Annotated in this window: 17 protein-coding genes; 3 read left to right on the top strand and 14 right to left on the bottom strand. The window is 67.4% G+C overall.

The window, feature by feature from the left end; all coding sequences use genetic code 11:
* Positions 1–9: 9 nt before the first annotated feature.
* The 5 genes from AC3WLE_RS16405 to AC3WLE_RS16385 all read right to left on the bottom strand — a co-directional run bounded on the left by AC3WLE_RS16405 (position 10) and on the right by AC3WLE_RS16385 (position 3,608).
* A complete protein-coding gene (locus AC3WLE_RS16405; protein ID WP_492318929.1) occupies positions 10–987 on the bottom strand; it encodes a Bug family tripartite tricarboxylate transporter substrate binding protein in 978 nt (325 codons plus the stop codon).
* A 36-nt stretch (positions 988–1,023) separates the two neighbouring features.
* The gene (locus AC3WLE_RS16400) at positions 1,024–2,040 is read right to left on the bottom strand and encodes an NAD(P)H-dependent glycerol-3-phosphate dehydrogenase (protein ID WP_492318928.1); all 1,017 of its coding nucleotides are present in this window, start codon (positions 2,038–2,040) and stop codon (positions 1,024–1,026) included.
* Between the two features lie 93 nt (positions 2,041–2,133).
* On the bottom strand, positions 2,134–2,652 hold the full coding sequence (secB, locus tag AC3WLE_RS16395; protein WP_010814828.1) for a protein-export chaperone SecB: 519 nt from the start codon (positions 2,650–2,652) through the stop codon (positions 2,134–2,136).
* A 199-nt stretch (positions 2,653–2,851) separates the two neighbouring features.
* Positions 2,852–3,109 carry a glutaredoxin 3 gene (grxC, locus tag AC3WLE_RS16390; protein WP_492318927.1) on the bottom strand — a complete coding sequence of 86 codons (258 nt, stop codon included), beginning with the start codon at positions 3,107–3,109 and terminating at the stop codon, positions 2,852–2,854.
* An 85-nt stretch (positions 3,110–3,194) separates the two neighbouring features.
* Positions 3,195–3,608, bottom strand: a complete 414-nt coding sequence (locus AC3WLE_RS16385) for a rhodanese-like domain-containing protein (protein WP_010814830.1) — start codon at positions 3,606–3,608, stop codon at positions 3,195–3,197.
* A gap of 187 nt (positions 3,609–3,795) precedes the next feature.
* On the opposite strand from AC3WLE_RS16385, the gene gpmA reads away from it, so the two are divergent.
* From gpmA to AC3WLE_RS16370, 3 genes are all read left to right on the top strand, one after another.
* Positions 3,796–4,542: a 2,3-diphosphoglycerate-dependent phosphoglycerate mutase gene (gene gpmA, locus AC3WLE_RS16380; protein WP_492318926.1), complete on the top strand. Its 747-nt coding sequence runs from the start codon at positions 3,796–3,798 to the stop codon at positions 4,540–4,542.
* Positions 4,543–4,721: 179 nt separating this feature from the next.
* A complete protein-coding gene (locus AC3WLE_RS16375; RefSeq protein ID WP_010814832.1) occupies positions 4,722–6,329 on the top strand; it encodes a S41 family peptidase in 1,608 nt (535 codons plus the stop codon).
* A 263-nt stretch (positions 6,330–6,592) separates the two neighbouring features.
* A complete protein-coding gene (locus AC3WLE_RS16370) occupies positions 6,593–7,357 on the top strand; it encodes a HesA/MoeB/ThiF family protein (RefSeq protein ID WP_492357312.1) in 765 nt (254 codons plus the stop codon).
* A gap of 9 nt (positions 7,358–7,366) precedes the next feature.
* Here AC3WLE_RS16370 and mnmH read toward each other — a convergent pair whose 3' ends face one another.
* From mnmH to amt, 9 genes are all read right to left on the bottom strand, one after another.
* Entirely contained in the window at positions 7,367–8,470 is a 1,104-nt protein-coding gene (gene mnmH, locus AC3WLE_RS16365; protein WP_492352693.1) for a tRNA 2-selenouridine(34) synthase MnmH, read from the bottom strand.
* A 191-nt stretch (positions 8,471–8,661) separates the two neighbouring features.
* Entirely contained in the window at positions 8,662–9,141 is a 480-nt protein-coding gene (bfr, locus tag AC3WLE_RS16360; RefSeq protein WP_010814835.1) for a bacterioferritin, read from the bottom strand.
* A gap of 126 nt (positions 9,142–9,267) precedes the next feature.
* Positions 9,268–9,573, bottom strand: a complete 306-nt coding sequence (locus AC3WLE_RS16355) for a (2Fe-2S)-binding protein (protein WP_010814836.1) — start codon at positions 9,571–9,573, stop codon at positions 9,268–9,270.
* 214 nt (positions 9,574–9,787) lie between these two features.
* Positions 9,788–11,560, bottom strand: coding sequence for a phosphoenolpyruvate--protein phosphotransferase (gene ptsP / locus AC3WLE_RS16350; RefSeq protein WP_492318924.1), 1,773 nt, complete (start codon positions 11,558–11,560; stop codon positions 9,788–9,790).
* Positions 11,561–11,609: 49 nt separating this feature from the next.
* Positions 11,610–11,879: an HPr family phosphocarrier protein gene (locus AC3WLE_RS16345; protein WP_010814838.1), complete on the bottom strand. Its 270-nt coding sequence runs from the start codon at positions 11,877–11,879 to the stop codon at positions 11,610–11,612.
* On the bottom strand, positions 11,848–12,303 hold the full coding sequence (locus AC3WLE_RS16340; RefSeq protein ID WP_013955422.1) for a PTS sugar transporter subunit IIA: 456 nt from the start codon (positions 12,301–12,303) through the stop codon (positions 11,848–11,850). Before AC3WLE_RS16340 ends, AC3WLE_RS16345 begins: the two co-directional genes overlap by 32 nt.
* A gap of 67 nt (positions 12,304–12,370) precedes the next feature.
* Positions 12,371–13,339, bottom strand: a complete 969-nt coding sequence (gene gshB / locus AC3WLE_RS16335; RefSeq protein ID WP_492318923.1) for a glutathione synthase — start codon at positions 13,337–13,339, stop codon at positions 12,371–12,373.
* A 9-nt stretch (positions 13,340–13,348) separates the two neighbouring features.
* Positions 13,349–14,644: a glutamate--cysteine ligase gene (gene gshA, locus AC3WLE_RS16330; RefSeq protein WP_492318922.1), complete on the bottom strand. Its 1,296-nt coding sequence runs from the start codon at positions 14,642–14,644 to the stop codon at positions 13,349–13,351.
* A 550-nt stretch (positions 14,645–15,194) separates the two neighbouring features.
* On the bottom strand, positions 15,195–16,576 hold a 1,382-nt coding region (gene amt / locus AC3WLE_RS16325; protein WP_492363582.1), incomplete at its 5' end, for an ammonium transporter.

Below are 16,576 nucleotides of genomic sequence, written 5' to 3'. Positions count from 1 at the left end.
GGCCAGTGCCTACTCCGGCTGCACGCCGGCGGCGCGGATCACCTTGTCCCAGCGCGCCTTCTCGCTCACCATGGTCTGGCGCAGCGAGGCCGGCGCGGTGCCGGCCGGCACGAAATACTGCGCGCGCATCTTGTCGCGCACGTCGGCGCTGCCGATGATCGCCACCAGCTCGCGGTAGAGCCGGTCGATCACAGCCTGCGGCGTGCCCGCCGGCGCCAGCACCGCCTGCCAGGAAATCGCCTCGAAGCCCGGGTAGCCGGATTCCGCCACCGTCGGCACCGACGGCAACACCGCCGTGCGCCCCGTCGTGGTCACGGCCAGCACGCGCAGCTTGCCCGCGTTGACCTGCGGCATCGCGATCGCCGGCACCATGAAGCCCGCCTGCACCTGCCCGCCCACCATCGCCGTGGTGATCTGCGGGAAGCCGGGGTATGGCACGTGCTGCAGGTCGATGCCCGCCATCGCCTTGAGTTGCTCCATCGCCAGGTGCGAGGCGCTGCCGTTGCCGGGCGAGCCATAGTTCAGCTCGGCCGGCTTCGACCGGGCCAGCGCGACGAACTCGCGCAGGTTGTGCACCGGCAGGCGTGCATCCACCACCAGCACGTTGGGCGAGGTCGCCACCAGCGTGACCGGCGCCAGCTGGCGGAACGGGTCGTAGTTCAGGTTGCGCGACAGCGTCGGCGCTGTCACCAGCGGGCCGTTGATGGTGAACAGCAGCGTATAGCCATCGGGGGCGGCGCGCGCCACCATGCCGGTGCCGATATTGCCGCCGGCGCCGGGACGGTTTTCCACCACCACCGGCTGGCCCAGCGCGGCGGCCAGCTTTTCGGTCACGATGCGCGCGATCAGGTCGGGCGATGAGCCCGGCGGGAACGGCACCACCATGCGGACCGGGCGCGCGGGCCAGGGTTGGGCGAAGACGCTGCCGGAAGTCCCGGCGGCGCAGGCGGCAGCCAGCGCGATCAGCGCTTGTCGTCGTGTGGGCATGCGGTGCGGAGGATCAGAAGGTGGATACGCGAGTCATCATTCGTCGCGCGCGTCGCGCTGCAGCAGCTGCGCCACCGCATCGGCGGCGCTCAGCCCGTCGAACAGCACCGCGCAGACCGCGCGGGCGATCGGCATCTCGACACCGTTAGCCGAGGCTAGCTCTGCCACGGCCTGGGCGCAGCGCACGCCCTCGGCGACGTGGCCCAGACCGGCCAGGATCTGCTCCAGGCTCTGCCCCGCCGCCAGCTGCTGGCCGACCTTGCGGTTGCGCGACAGGTCGCCGGTGGCGGTCAGGATCAGGTCGCCCACGCCGGCCAGGCCCATGAAGGTCTCGACCCGGCCGCCCAGCGCCAGCCCCAGGCGCGTCATCTCGGCCAGCCCGCGCGTCACCAGCGCGGCGCGCGCGTTCAGGCCCAGGCCCAGCCCGTCGCTGGCGCCGGTGGCAATGGCCAGCACGTTCTTGACCGCACCGCCGACTTCCACGCCGGTCAGGTCGTCGCTGCCGTAGATGCGCATCGCATGATGGTGGAAGGCCGCCTGCGCGCGCTCCGCCAGCGACGGCTCGTTGCCCGCCACGGTCAGCGCGCACGGCAGCCCCAGCGCCACCTCGCGCGCGAAGCTGGGGCCGGTCAGCACGCCGTAGGCAAAGCCCTCGGTGCGCCCGGCGGCGTCGAGTTCGGCCCGCACCATCTGGTGCGGCAGCAGGTGGGTGCCGGACTCGAAGCCCTTGCACAGCCACAGCATCGACACCGGCCTGGCGCCGCGCGCGGCCAGCCGGCGCGTCATCTCGCGCAGGCCCGCCACCGGCGTGGCCACCACCACGATGCCGTCGGCATCGTCGGCGGCATGCGCCACGGCCTGCTCGAAGTCCGCCTGCACCGCCAGCCTCTCGGACAGCGTCACGCCGGGCAGGTAGGCGGCGTTCTCACGCGTGGCCGCGATGGCCGCGAGTTGCGCGGGGTCGCGCCCCCACAGCACCACGTCATTGGTGGCCGCGGCATGGCTGGCGAGGGCGGTGCCCCAGGCACCGGCACCGAGGAAGGTCAGTTTCATGGCAGCTCGATCCGAGGATGGACGCAGTCGATGGTAGCCCAAAGGCAAAACGGGGCCGCAGCCCCGTTTCGATGATGGCTCAGGACGCCGGAATCAGTGGCGGGCCTGGCTGCCGTCGGGCATCACGATGCCGCTGTTGCCGCCTTCGGCACCCTGGGCTTCTTCCATGGCGGCCTGCAGGCGTTGCTCATACAGCGCCTGGAAGTTGATTTCCGACAGGTGGATGGCCTGGAAGCCGGCGCGGGTGATCACGTCAGCGATATTGCCGCGCAGGTACGGGTACAGGATGGTCGGGCAGGCGATGCCCAGCAGCGGGTCCAGCTGCTCCACCGGCACGTTGCGGATATCGAAGATGCCGGCCTGGTGCGCTTCCACCAGGAAGGCAACCTTGTCCTGCACCTTGGTCGTCACGGTGCCCGTCACCACCACCTCGAAGATCCCTTCCTGCAGCTGCGAAGCGCCGACGTTGACCTGCACCTCCACCGACGGGGCTTCCGATTCCAGGAAGATGCCGGGCGAATTGGGCTGCTCCAGCGACATGTCTTTCAGGTAGACGCGCTGGATGTTGAAGAAGGGTTGATCGTCCTGCTGGGTGTTTTGCTGGTCGCTCATGAAAGGCTTCCGGGAGGATGGGCTGGATGTGCATCGGGCGCGGCGGCCGCAGTCCTTGCGTCGTGCAAGGCTGGCCGGTGCCCGCTTGGAAAACGCATATGGTACATGACGCGGGTGGCGAATTCACCCGCGCCGGGGTATGCCGGAACCAGCGCGGCGCGGAATCAGACGATTCCGCGCCAGCGCCGGCGCAACCGGCTCAGGCGGCCAGCAACGGCACCAGGCCGCCCTGGCGGTCCAGCGCCGAGAGGTCGTCGAAGCCGCCCACGTGGGTCTCGTCGATGTAGATCTGCGGCACGGTGCGGCGACCGGTACGGGCCATCATCTCTTCACGCTTGCCCGGTTCGCGGTCGATCAGGATCTTCTCGATCGTTTCCACGCCCCTGGACTTGAGCAGGCGTTCAGCCATCAGGCAATACGGGCACACCACGGTGCTGTACATGACGACACGGGCCATGCGGGTTCTCCTTGACTGCAATGCGCGCGCGGCCCGGCCTGGCCGGGCGCGCGCGCTGTGACGGATACGGCGGTGCTGCCCGGGATTACTTCACCAGCGGCAGGCCTGCCTGCTGCCAGGCGGCGATGCCGCCCTCGAGCGCGTAGATCTCACTGTAACCGGCTTCCTTCAACGCTGCCTGGGCCTTGCCCGAGCGCTGGCCGGTCTGGCATACGACGATGATGGGGGCAGCCTTGTCCTTTGCAAGGCCGGCCGCGCGCGAGGGCAGGTCGGCCAGCGGCGCGCTCTTGGCTTGCGGCAGGTGACCCTTGGCATACTCGGCGGGCTCGCGGATGTCGACCACGACCGCGCCGCGCTTGTTGATCAGCTGGGTCGCGGTGGCCGTATTGACGGTCTTGCCGCGGGTGCTGCGCGAGATCGCGGGCCAGGCCAGCAGGCCGCCCGAGACCACGGCAAGGGCGATCAGAGCGAGGTTGTTGTAGTCGGCGAAGAAATTCACGTTGGCATTCCGGTAGGTTGGGTCGGCGGCATTATAAAATACGCGGTTTGGCGTCCAGGCCCTGCCGTCGCATGGCCATCCGCCATTGTCGCCTGTCTGAGACATGGGATGTCCAAAAGGAACCCATCAGCCCCTCCAGGTGACGGCGCGGACGCATGCAGGTTACCTACTCTCTGGAAGCAGCAGCATGTACAAGCTCGTCCTCATCCGCCACGGCGAATCCACGTGGAACCTTGAAAACCGCTTTACCGGCTGGGTCGACGTCGACCTGACCGAAACCGGCGCCAACCAGGCGCGCCAGGCCGGCAAGCTGCTCAAGGATGCCGGCCTGGGCTTTGACGTGGCCTATACCTCGGTGCTCAAGCGCGCCATCCGCACGCTGTGGCATGTGCAGGATGAAATGGACCTGATGTGGATCCCGGTGCGCAACGAATGGCGCCTGAACGAGCGCCACTACGGCGCGCTGGCCGGCCTGAACAAGGCAGAAACGGCCGCCAAGTTCGGCGACGAGCAGGTGCTGGTGTGGCGCCGCAGCTATGACACGCCGCCGCCCGCGCTGGAGCCCACCGATCCGCGTGCCTCGTACGACGATCCGCGCTACGCCAATGTGCCGCGCAATGAGATCCCGCTGACCGAGTGCCTGAAGGACACCGTGGCCCGCGTGATGCCGCTGTGGAACGAATCCATCGCCCCCGACATCCAATCCGGCAAGCGCGTGGTCATTGCCGCCCATGGCAACAGCATCCGCGCGCTGGTGAAATACCTGGACCAGATCTCGGATGACGATATCGTCGGACTCAATATCCCCAACGGCACCCCGCTCGTCTATGAGCTGGACGCCGACCTGCGCCCCCTGCGCCACTACTACCTGGGTGACCAGGACGCCATCGCCGCCTCGCTGGCGGCCGTGGCCAGCCAGGGCAAGGCACGCTGAAGGCGGCCCGGGCGGCCGCGCGCGGATGTGCGGCCGCCCACCCTGAGCCGGGACGGGACAGGCCCTTTTCACCACTCGCACTTATACTGTCGGACAAACCGCCCGGCGCCGGGCGGCCGCAGCCGGCATAATCCCCATACCGTACACCAGTACTTCGAGTACACGTTCAGGCAGCCCTCATGCGCAAGACGCTCAAGAACATCAGCCTAGTTTCTGTCGGTCTCGTCGCCGGCGTGCTCGCCACGCTGCAGATTTCGGCGACCGCCCAGAATTCATCGGGGCCCTTGCCGCTTGACCAGCTGCGGCTGATGGCCGATATCTTCGGGCAGATCAAGCGCGAGTACGTGGAGCCGGTCGATGACAAGAAGCTGCTGACCGAAGCCATCAAGGGCATGGTCGCCAGCCTCGACCCGCATTCCTCCTATCTCGACGAGAAAGACTTCAAGGAACTGCAGGAAGGCACGCGCGGACGCTTCGCCGGCCTGGGCATCGAGATCTCGCAGGAAGAAGGCCTGGTCAAGGTGATCAACCCGATCGAGGACACCCCTGCCTTCCGCGCCGGCATCCAGCCGGGCGACCTGATCACCCGCATCGACGACAAGCCCGTGCGCGGCCTGCCGCTGGAGCAGGCGGTCAAGCGCATGCGCGGCGAACCCGGCACCAAGGTCACGCTGACCATCTACCGCAAGAGCGAGGAACGCACCTTCCCGGTCTCGATCACGCGCGCCGAGATCCGCGTGCAGTCGGTCAAGGCCAAGATGCTGGACAACAATATCGGCTGGATCCGCCTGACCAGCTTCCAGGAACGCACCATCGCCGACCTGTCCCGCAAGCTGGCCGAGCTGGCGCAGAAGAACCCCAACATGAAGGGCCTGGTGCTGGACCTGCGCAACAACGGCGGCGGCGTGCTGCAGGGCGCGGTCGGCGTGGCCGCGGCCTTCCTGCCGGAAGACGCCACGGTGGTGTCCACCAACGGCCAGGTGCCAGATGCCAAGCGCGTGTACAAGGCGACGTACAACAACTACCGCCTGTCGTCGCTGGAAGACGATCCGCTCAAGGACCTGCCCGCGCTCTACAAGAAGATCCCGATGGTGGTGCTGACCAACGCCTACTCGGCCTCGGCCTCCGAGATCGTGGCGGGCGCGCTGCAGGATCATCACCGTGCGCAGATCATGGGCAAGACCACCTTCGGCAAGGGCTCGGTGCAGACCGTGCGCCCGCTGACCAACGACACCGGCATCAAGCTGACCATCGCGTACTACTACACGCCGAGCGGCAAGTCGATCCAGGCCAAGGGCATCCGTCCGGACATCCCGGTCGACCAGAACCCCGAAGGCGATCCGGACGACGCGCTGATCACGCGCGAGATCGACACCGAGCGCCACCTGCACAACAAGCAGGAATCGGAACAGCCGGAAATGACCGAGCGCGAGCAGCGCCGCGTGGACGAGCTGCGCCGCCTGGAAGAAGAGAACGCGAAGAAGACGCCGGAAGAGCGCGAGAAGGATCGCCGCAAGAAGCCGGTGGAATTCGGCACGGCCGACGACTTCATGCTGCAGCAGGCCATCGCCCAGCTCAACGGCCAGCCGGTCAAGCGCTCCAAGTCGAAGCTGGAAACCAATCCGCCTGCCGACAACGGCAAGGCGGCAAAGCCCTCGGGCAAGAGCGGCGCCAAGGGTGCCAGCGCACCGGCAGCCAAGCCGGCGGCACCGGCCCCCGGCAAGCAGCCGCCGGCCAGCGCCCCGATCGGCGAGCCGCTGGGCACGCCGACGGGCAAGGCACCCTGAGACCCTGGGGCTCTAGTCAGGCTGCCGGTTTGCTCCCCGCTCCCGCTTGCGGGAGAGGGGCAGGCGGAGAGGGCAGGAGTGTCAAAGGCTGAGGGCGGCGGGTTAACACCCCTGGCTTCGCTTGAAGTGGTTCCTTGCCAGTCCACCCCTCTCCCCAACCCTCTCCCCCTGAGGGGAGAGGGAGAACACCTTGCTTGGGCTAGCTCGGGCGGCTTTGGAGCACCCAAAACCGCCCTCCCCTTCAGCACTCGAGGGATTACCTCATGAGCGACGACGGCCTCAACGACGAACAACTGCTGCGCTACTCGCGCCACATCCTGCTGGACGAGCTCGGCATCGAGGGCCAGCGGCGCCTGCTTGCCGGCCATGCGCTGGTGATCGGCGCCGGCGGCCTGGGCGCAGCCGCGCTGCCCTTCCTGGCCTCGGCCGGGGTGGGCCGCATCACGGTGGTCGACAACGATGAAGTCGACCTGACCAACCTGCAGCGCCAGATCATCCACACCACCGCCAACGTGGGCCGGCCCAAGGTGGATTCGGCGCGCGAAGGCATGCTGCGCATCAACCCGGGGCTGGAGATCGTGACGGTGACCGCGCGCGTGGGCGACGCAGAGCTTGACCAGCTCGTCGCCACGGCCGACGTGGTGCTCGACTGCTGCGACAACTTCGCTACGCGCCAGGCAGTCAACCGCGCCTGCGTGCGCCACAAGGTGCCGCTGGTGTCAGGCGCGGCGCTGCGCTTCGATGGCCAGATCAGCGTGTTCGACCGGCGCCAGCCCGACGCGCCCTGCTACGCCTGCCTGTTCCCGCCGGCCGAACCCGCGCCGGAAGTGGCCTGCGCCACCATGGGCGTGTTCGCGCCGCTGGTCGGCATGGTCGGCACGGTGCAGGCGGCCGAGGCGCTCAAGCTGCTCGCGGGTGTCGGCGAGAGCCTGGCGGGCCGGCTGCTGATGGTCAATGCGCTGTCGATGGAATGGACCACGATGCGGCTGGCACGCACGCCGGATTGCCCGGTCTGCGCCGGGCACTGAAGCCGCAGACTAGTCGCGCTGCGCCGTGTGCGCCCGCAGCCAGTCGGTGACTGCGGCGCGGTCACCGCGAAAGACGATGCGCGCCTCACGCTGTTCGCGCTGGAAGGCGTACATCGGATCGTAGTACTCGCGCAGCAGCACTTCGATCCAGCCGCGGTGCAGATCCACCTCGCCCCGCTCCGCCTGCTGCGCCAGCGCCTGGTCCAGCAACGCCGACAGCTTGCCGTAGCGGGCACCGCCCAGCCGCGGCGAGATCCCGGCCATGGCCTCGCGCAGGCGCGTGGCGTAGGCTTCGAAGCCTTCTGTGCTGCCCTTCTCGGCAATGAACTCCGCCGCCAGCCCCTGCACATAGTCGCGCAGCACGCGCCCCACGCGTTCGTCGAACGACGCTTCCAGCCACACCAGCGGGCTGGCCTGCATGCGCTGCGTCAGCGCCTGCGGCACGTCGCGGCTGCCGATAAAGCGGCCCTCGTCCTCCACCAGCAGCGCGCGCCAGCCTGCGTCAATATGACGCAGCACGTCGATGGCCAGCGCGTTCTCGAAATCGATCTGCGGCGGCTGCGCCAGCGCGCGCCGCCCGAAGGCCGAGCCGCGGTGCCGCGCATGGCCTTCGAGGTCGATCGCGGCGGGCACGTCGGCCAGCACATCGGTCTTGCCGCTGCCGGTCAGGCCGCCCAGCACGAACCACTGCTGCTCGGCCGCCGCGGCATCGGTGGTCTCGATCAGGAAGCCGCGCATGGCCTTGTAGCCGCCGGTCACGCGGGGGTAATCGACACCGGCCGCGTGCAGCCATTGCTGCACCAGCTGCGAGCGCAGCCCGCCGCGGAAGCAATAGAGGTAGCCGTCCGGATGCGCGCGCGCAAACTCCGCCCAGGCCGCGATCCGCGCGGCCTTGCGCAGCCCGGCCACCAGCTGGTGGCCAAGTTCGATTGCCGCCTGCTGGCCCTTCTGCGCATAGCACAGGCCCACCTCGTGGCGCTCGGCATCATCCATCAGCGGCAGGTTGACCGCGCCGGGGAAGGCCCCGCGTGCGAATTCCAGCGGCGCGCGCACGTCCAGCATGGCCACGCCGCTGAGGAACAGGGTGCGGAAGTCCGCGGTGTCAGGGCGCATCATTGGTCATAGGGTGAGATTTGCGCGGCGCCATGGCGGGACAGGAGCCTTTGCCCGCCAGGGACGCCTGGATAAAGAACAGGAATCGGAATGAGAAGGGTTACTGCCTGCAGGCGAGCAACAAGGCGGAGCCGAACGGCGCCGCGCGCTGGGGCGGCCGCTCATCGAGAGCGGCCACGCCGGAGACCGGCTTATTGCTCGCCCGGCTCCATCTGCGACTGCAGGTAGTTCTGCAGCCCGACCTTGTCGATCAGGTCCAGCTGCGTTTCCAGGTATTCGATATGTTCCTCGGTATCGGTGAGGATATCGACCAGGATTTCGCGGCTGACGTAATCGCCCACGGATTCGCAGTAGGCGATGCCTTCCTTGACGGTGGCATGCGCGGTCTGCTCGAGCTTCAGGTCGCACTTGAGCATCTCGGGCGTGTCTTCGCCGAGCAGCAGCTTGTGCAGATCCTGCAGGTTGGGCAGGCCGTCCAGCATCAGGATGCGCTCGATCAGGCGGTCGGCGTGCTTCATTTCGCCGATCGATTCCTTGTACTCCACGTCGCCGAGCTTCTTCAGGCCCCAGTGGCGATACATGCGGGCGTGCAGGAAATACTGGTTGATCGCGGTCAGCTCGTTCTTGAGCTGGGCGTTCAGATGCTGGATGACCTTCTTGTCACCTTTCATTGGCGGCTCCTGTTGCATCGGGCCCGCGCAAAAACACGAAACGGCGCCAATGGCGCCGTGCAGTCAGTGAAAAAGGAAAAAGCGCAAAAGCGCGCCGTGAACTGGATCTTCAGTTCATGGGCGCGTTCAGGCCACCAGCGCCTTGCGCTGGTCGTTCGCGACTGCCGGGTCCCGAGTGTCCATTATGGTACATGGGCCCGACGCGGAACAGGAAGAAATCTCCACAACCTGGATGTTGGCGAGGGTCGCCACGGTGACGTTGCGCACCGCCGCCACGCCTTCCTGCAACACCTGGTGCGCGCACTCGCGGCAGCGGCCGCAGCAGGTGCCGACGCCAAGCGTTTCGGCCAGTTCGTCGAGGGTTTCGATGCCCAGGTGCGCAGCACCGTGAATCTCACGATCGGTGATCTGGTTGCAGATGCAGACGTACACAAGTCCCTCCGTTGGGGCGCGTGGCACCGGCATGCCACTGCGAATGAACGTCAGAATATCAGAGATCAATAATGATAACAATTCCCATTAAGCCACATTGGGAGAGGTCGGGTAGACGCCACAGGATGCAAAAAGAAGGCGGCTTTTGCGGCACTTTCCGGCTTGCGGAAGTGCTGCACCAGCCGCCTTTCTGCATCAGAAAACCCTGATGCCTTCAGGGTCGTGCCAGCTGCCGCAGGGCGGCCGCCTGCTCCTCGGGATCGAAGGCCTGCAGGACCTGGTCGACCAGCGGCTCGAGCCGCTCGCAGTGGGCATGCAGGATCTCCTGCTTGACCCGCAGCAGCTGCGCCGGGTGCATCGAGAACTCGCGCAGCCCCATGCCCAGCAGCAGCCGGGTCATGGACGGGTCGCCCGCCATTTCGCCGCACACGGCCACCGGCACGCCGGCGCGGTTGGCCTCGCGGATGGTGCGCGCCACCAGCTGCAGCACCGCCGGGTGCAGCGGGTCGAACAGGTGCGCCACCGCGTTGTCGGCACGGTCGATCGCCAGCGTGTACTGGATCAGGTCGTTGGTGCCGATGGACAGGAAGTCCATCTTGCGCAGGAACAGCGGCAGCAGCAGCACCGCCGCCGGGATCTCGATCATGGCGCCGACCTTCATGCCCGGGTCGTAGGCCTCGCCGCGCTCGTCGAGCTGGCGCTTGGCCTTGGCGATCAGCGCCAGGGTCTGGTCGATCTCGCTGGCGTGCGCCAGCATCGGCACCAGCAGCCGCACCGGGCCGAAGGCCGAAGCCCGCAGCAGCGCGCGCAGCTGGGTCAGGAACATGCCCGGCTCGGACAGCGACCAGCGGATCGCGCGCAGGCCCAGCGCCGGGTTCAGCGCGGTCTCGAATTCCTCGCCGCGGCCGTCGCCGCGGGCATCGAGCGGCTTGTCGGCGCCGATGTCGATGGTGCGGATGGTCACCGGCAGCCCGTGCATGGCATCGACCGCGCCGCGGTAGGCCTGGAACTGCTCGTCCTCGCCCGGCAACTCGTCGCGCCGGTTCATGAACAGGAATTCAGAACGGAACAGGCCCACGCCGACCGCGCCGGCCGACAGCGCCGCGCCGGCGTCCTCGGCCATCTCGATATTGGCCAGCAAGTCGATTTCCAGCCCGTCCAGCGTCACCGCCGGGGTATGCCGCAGCCGCTGCAGGCGCTTCTTTTCCAGCGCGCGCTCGCTCTGCCGGTGGCGGTATTCTTCCAGGATGATGGCGGTCGGGTCGACGATCACCAGCCCGGCATCGCCGTCGATGATGATCCAGTCGTCCTGGCGGATCAGCTCGCTCGCGCTCTGCACCCCGACCGCGGCCGGAATGTCCAGGCTGCGCGCGACGATGGCGGTATGCGAGGTGCGCCCGCCCATGTCGGTGACAAAGCCGTGGAAGATGGTATGGCGGAACTGCAGCATGTCGGCCGGGGCGATATCGTGGGCCACCACGATCACCCCGGTCGCGGCCTCGCCGTCGGCGGCCAGCGCCGGCACCGGCGCGGGCACCAGCACCGGAGCCCCGGCCAGCGCCTTCAGGATGCGCTCGACCACCTGCCGGATATCGGTCTTGCGCTCACGCAGGTATTCATCCTCGATCTCGTCGAACTGGCGCATCAGCTCTTCGAGGCGCGTGGTAAGTGCCCACTCTGCATTGTAGCGGCGGCCCCGGATCAGGGCCTCGGGCTCGCGCGCCAGCGCCTCGTCGTCGAGGATCATCGCGTGCACGTCCAGGAACGCGCCCAGCTCCTCGGGCGCATCGCGCGGCAGGTCGCGCTTGAGCGCGGCCAGTTCCGCGCGCACCGCGGCGCGCGCTGCGCGCAGCCGTTCGACCTCGGCGTCGAGCTGGTCTTCATCGACCAGGTAGTGCGACACGTCCAGCGCCGCGGGCGCAAGCAGGTGCGCGCGACCGATGGCGACGCCGCGCGAGACCGGGATGCCGTGCAGGGCGAAAGGCATGTACCGCTCCGTCAGGAACGTTTAAGAATTCGGGTCGAGGCCGCCGGCCTCACTCTCCCTCACCAAAGCGGTTGGCGATCAGCGCCAGCAGCGCGTCCATCGCCTCCTGCTCGTCGGGGCCGTCGGTCTCGAGGGTCACCGTGGAGCCGATCCCGGCGGCCAGCATCATGACACCCATGATGCTCTTGGCGTCGACCTGGCGACCATTGCGGGACATCTTGACCTGGCTGACAAAGTTGCCGGCGAGCTGGGTCAGCTTGGCGGACGCGCGCGCATGCAGGCCGAGCTTATTGATGATGGTGGTGTCCCTCTGCAGCATATTTGTCGGGATGGTTTGCGGTTTGGTTCTGGACAGTCGTGGTGCCGACCTGCAGCACCCCCTGCGAGCCGCCGGCCAGGGCCTTGGTGGCAAGCTGGTCGAGCTTTTCGCCGCGGTAGCAGATCGCGCGCACGAGCATGGGAAGGTTGACGCCGGCCAGCACGCGCACGCGGCCCGGCTCGGCCAGGCGTGCGGCGATATTGGCGGGGGTGGCGCCGAAGATATCGGTGAGGACCAGCGCGCCGTTGTCTTCGCAGATGGCCGCCAGCCGGCGCCTGGCCTCGGCCAGCACGACGGCGGGGTCGGCATCGGGAAGGACGTCGATGGCTTCCAGCCGCTGCGGCTGGCCGCAGTAGACGTGGGCGGCGCAATCGCGCAGCGCCGAAGCCAGCGGGGTGTGCGCGATGATCAGAATGCCTGCCATGATGGTGAATCCGTTGGATTGCCCCGATTGTAGCAGGCGCCCCCCGCGCTCCCGCTGCCGGCCAGGCTCAGCGCCCGGCCGCGTCCACGGCGTGCTCCAGCGCGTCGATGAACATCGCCGCGACATGGAAGCCGGTTTGCTGGGTGATCTCCTGGAAACAGGTCGGACTCGTCACATTGACCTCGGTCAGGTAGTCGCCGATGACGTCCAGGCCCACCAGCAGCAGGCCCTGCTCCCACAGCCCCGGCGCCAGTGCCTCGGCGATCTCGCGGTCGCGCGGGCTCAGTTCCTGCGCGCGGCCGGTGCCACCGGCAGCCAGGTTGCCGCGCACCTCGCCGGCCATCGGCACGCGCGCCAGCGAATATGGCACCGGCACGCCGCCGATCAGCAGGATGCGCTTGTCGCCGTCCTTGATCGCCGGGATATAGCGCTGCACCATCAGCGTGCGGGCGCCGTCGTGGCCCAGCGTCTCGACGATCGCGGCCAGGTTCATGCCGTCCGCGCCGACGCGGAACACACCCATGCCGCCCATGCCGTCCAGCGGCTTGACGATGATGTCGCGATGCTCGGCGTGGAAGTCGCGGATGCGTGCCAGGTCGCGCGTGACCAGGGTCGGCGTGATGTATTCCGGATACTGGGCAATGGCCAGCTTCTCGGAATGGTCGCGGATCGCGCGCGGCTTGTTGAACACGCGCGCGCCCTGCGTCTCGGCCAGCTCCAGCAGCCAGGTGCTGGTGACGTACTCCATGTCGAAGGGCGGGTCCTTGCGCATCAGCACCGCGTCGAAGGCCGACAGCGGCTCCAGCGCGCTGTTGCCCTCGCGGTACCAGGCGCTGTGGTCGGCGTCGCTGGTCTCGCCGGTCAGGTGCAGGCGCGTGGCCACGGTCTCGACGGTGCGGCCGGACAGCGCCAGCTGCGGCTGCAGGCACCAGTACAACTCGTGGCCGCGCGCGGCGGCCTCGGTCATCATGGCGTAGGTGGAGTCCTTGTATGTCTTGAAGGTCTCCAGCGGATCGGTGATGAAGAGGATGCGCATGGCGGCGGCTCAGATAATCGGGTTCGGGTCGGTCTTCTCGAGTTCCAGCGACGCCGCCAGCAGTGCCAGCCGGGCCACCACGCCATACATGTAGAAGCGGTTCGGCACGGCGGCGCCAGGCTTGGCGTGGCTGTCCGGGATGCCGTTGGGCGCAAACGCCAGCGGCACGAAATGCATGCCCGGCGCGTTCAGGTTCTCGTCGTTGCCGCGGCCCGTGTGCACGCGGTAGAAGCCGCCGACCACGTAGCGGTCGATCATGTACACCACCGGCTCGGCCACCGCTTCATTGACCTTCTCGAAGGTGTGCACGCCTTCCTGGATGATGACGTCGCTGACCTCAAGGCCTTCCTTGACGACGCTCATCTTGTTGCGCTCCTTCCGGTTCAGGCCCTTGACCTCGGACGGGTCGCGCACGGTCATGATGCCCATGCCGTAGGTGCCGGCATCGGCCTTGACCACCACGTACGGGGTCTCCTTGATGCCGTACTCGCGGTACTTCTTGGCCACCTTCTTGAGCACGCCCTCGACCGCGTCGGCGAGTTCTTCCTCGCCCACGCGCTCATGGAAGTCCACGCCGGAGCAGCGGGCGAAGTACGGGTTGACCATCCACTGGTCGATGTCGATCAGCTTGGCGAACTTCTTGGCAACCTCGTCATAGGCGGCAAAGTGGCTGCTCTTGCGGCGGGTGGACCAGCCGGCGTGCAGCGGCGGCAGCAGGTACTGCTCGTTGATGTTTTCCAGGATCGGCGGGATGCCGGCCGACAGGTCGTTGTTCAGCAGGATCGAACAGGGGTCGAAGTCCTTCAGCCCGAGCCGGCGGCCCTTGGTGCCCAGGCGCGCGAGCGGCTCGACCACCAGGGTCTGGCCGTCGGGCAGCTCGATCGGGGTCGGTTCGGTGATTTCCTCGGAGAGCGAGCCCAGGCGCACGTTCAAGCCCGCCTGGCGCATGATCAGCGACAGCCGCGCCACGTTCTGCAGGTAGAACATGTTGCGGGTATGCCGCTCGGGGATCAGCAGCAGGTTCTTGGCGTCCGGGCAGATCTTCTCGATCGCCGCCATCGCCGCCTGCACCGCCAGCGGCAGCATTTCCGGGGCCAGGTTGTTGAAGCCGCCCGGGAACAGGTTGGTGTCGACCGGCGCCAGCTTGAAGCCGGCGTTGCGCAGGTCCACCGAGCAATAGAACGGAGGGGTATGCTCCTGCCATTCCAGCCTGAACCAGCGCTCGATGGACGGCGTGGCGTCCAGGATCTTCTTTTCCAGTTCGAGCAGCGGACCGTTCAGCGCGGTGATGAGATGCGGGACCATATCCATCCTATAAATCGTCGTCTTAATCGTTCGCCCCGATTGTAGAGGAACGGCCAACCAGGCGCTGGCACCCCCTTTATAAGGATATGCATGGCCGGGCCTAAGGGATAACGATATGGGGATGGGCGGCGCGAAATAAAGAGCCGGCCGCACAGGCAAAAAAAAGCGCGGCGATGCCGCGCTCTTAAATGGCCTGACAGATACGGGGAGCGTTCTGCAGGTGGAGGAAACTGCCTCACTGGCAATGTATGTGCCCCGCACATTAAAGACAATTGAAGCTTTTTAAGATCGGAGTTAAGCACTTTGCGAAAAACCCGCGCGGGGCGCGGGGGGATCGCCTGCCAGCCCTTGCCGGCACTCGGCTGGCGGGTTTTGCGAGGAACCACGGAAGTCCTCCAGGAGCATTCGCGACACGCGTGGTTCGGCGCGGCTGAGCGGCAAATGTCTGCAATCTCAGGCAATGCCGGAAAGAAAAAAGCCCGGCACGCGGCCGGGCGAAAACTCCTGAGAGAAGATTCCCAATCAGCTCTCCAGCACAACACTTTTGCGGTCAGACTTCATACGCGGTCTCGCCGTGCGAGGTGATATCCAGGCCCTCGCGTTCTTCGTCTTCCGGCACCCGCAGGCCGATCAGCATGTCCACCAGCTTGTAGGCCACGAAGGCGACCACGCCGGACCACACCACGGTGGTCAGCACGCCTTCGAACTGGATCCAGAGCTGGCCGGCGATCGAGTAGTCGTCCGCCACCTTGTTGGCCACGTAGTCGTAGATGCCCGTGCCGCCGAGGCTGGGCGCGGCAAACACGCCGGTCAGCAGCGCACCCACGATGCCGCCCACGCCGTGCACGCCGAACACATCCAGCGAGTCGTCCATGCCCAGCATGCGCTTCAGGCCGGTCACGCCCCACAGGCACAGCAGGCCGGCGATCAGGCCCATCACGATCGAGCCCATCGGGCCGACAAAGCCGGCCGCCGGGGTGATCGCCACCAGGCCGGCCACCGCACCCGAGGCACCGCCCAGCATCGACGGCTTGCCCTTGCCGATCCACTCGCCGAAGGTCCACGCCAGTACGGCGGCGCAGGTGGCCAGCAGCGTGTTGACGAAGGCCAGCGCGGCCGAGCCGTTGGCTTCCAGCGCCGAGCCGGCGTTGAAGCCGAACCAGCCGAACCACAGCAGCGAGGCACCCACCATGGTGAAGGTCAGGCTGTGCGGACGGATCGCCTCACGGCCGAAGCCGATGCGCTTGCCGAACATATAGGCGCCGACCAGGCCGGCCACGGCCGCGTTGATGTGCACCACGGTGCCACCAGCGAAGTCGAGCGCGCCCTTCTGGAACAGCCAGCCCGACTTGGCGGTCGCGGCGGCGCCGGCAGCAGCGTCGGTGTAGGCGTCAGGACCCGGCCAGAACCAGACCATGTGGGCCATCGGGATGTAGGAGAAGGTGAACCACAGCACCACGAACACCAGCACGGCCGAGAACTTGGCGCGTTCGGCGAAGGCGCCGATGATCAGGCCGCAGGTGATGCAGGCGAAGGCGCACTGGAAGGCGAAGTAGCCCAGTTCCGGCACCACCACGCCCTTGCTGAAGGTGGCAGCCACGGCCTCGACCGTCAGCCCCTTCATGAAGAGCCGGTCGGTGCCGCCGAAGAAGGCGTTGCCCTCGGTGAAGGCAAAGCTGTAGCCGTAGATCGCCCACAGCAGCGCCACCAGCGAGAAGATCACCAGGCACTGCATCAGCACCGACAGCATGTTCTTGGAGCGCACCAGGCCGCCGTAGAACAGCGCCAGGCCAGGCAGCGTCATCAGGATCACGAAGGCGGTCGAGACCAGCAGCCAGGCGGTGTCGCCCTTGTTGGGCACCGGTGCGGCCGGCGCGGCGGCAGCTTCCGCGGGGGCGGCGGCCGGTGCTGCCGCGGCAGGCGCAGCGGCAG

It is taken from the genome of Cupriavidus sp. FW306-1B-F12B, from assembly GCF_058781795.1.
This window is presented reverse-complemented; position numbering and strand designations above follow the sequence as displayed.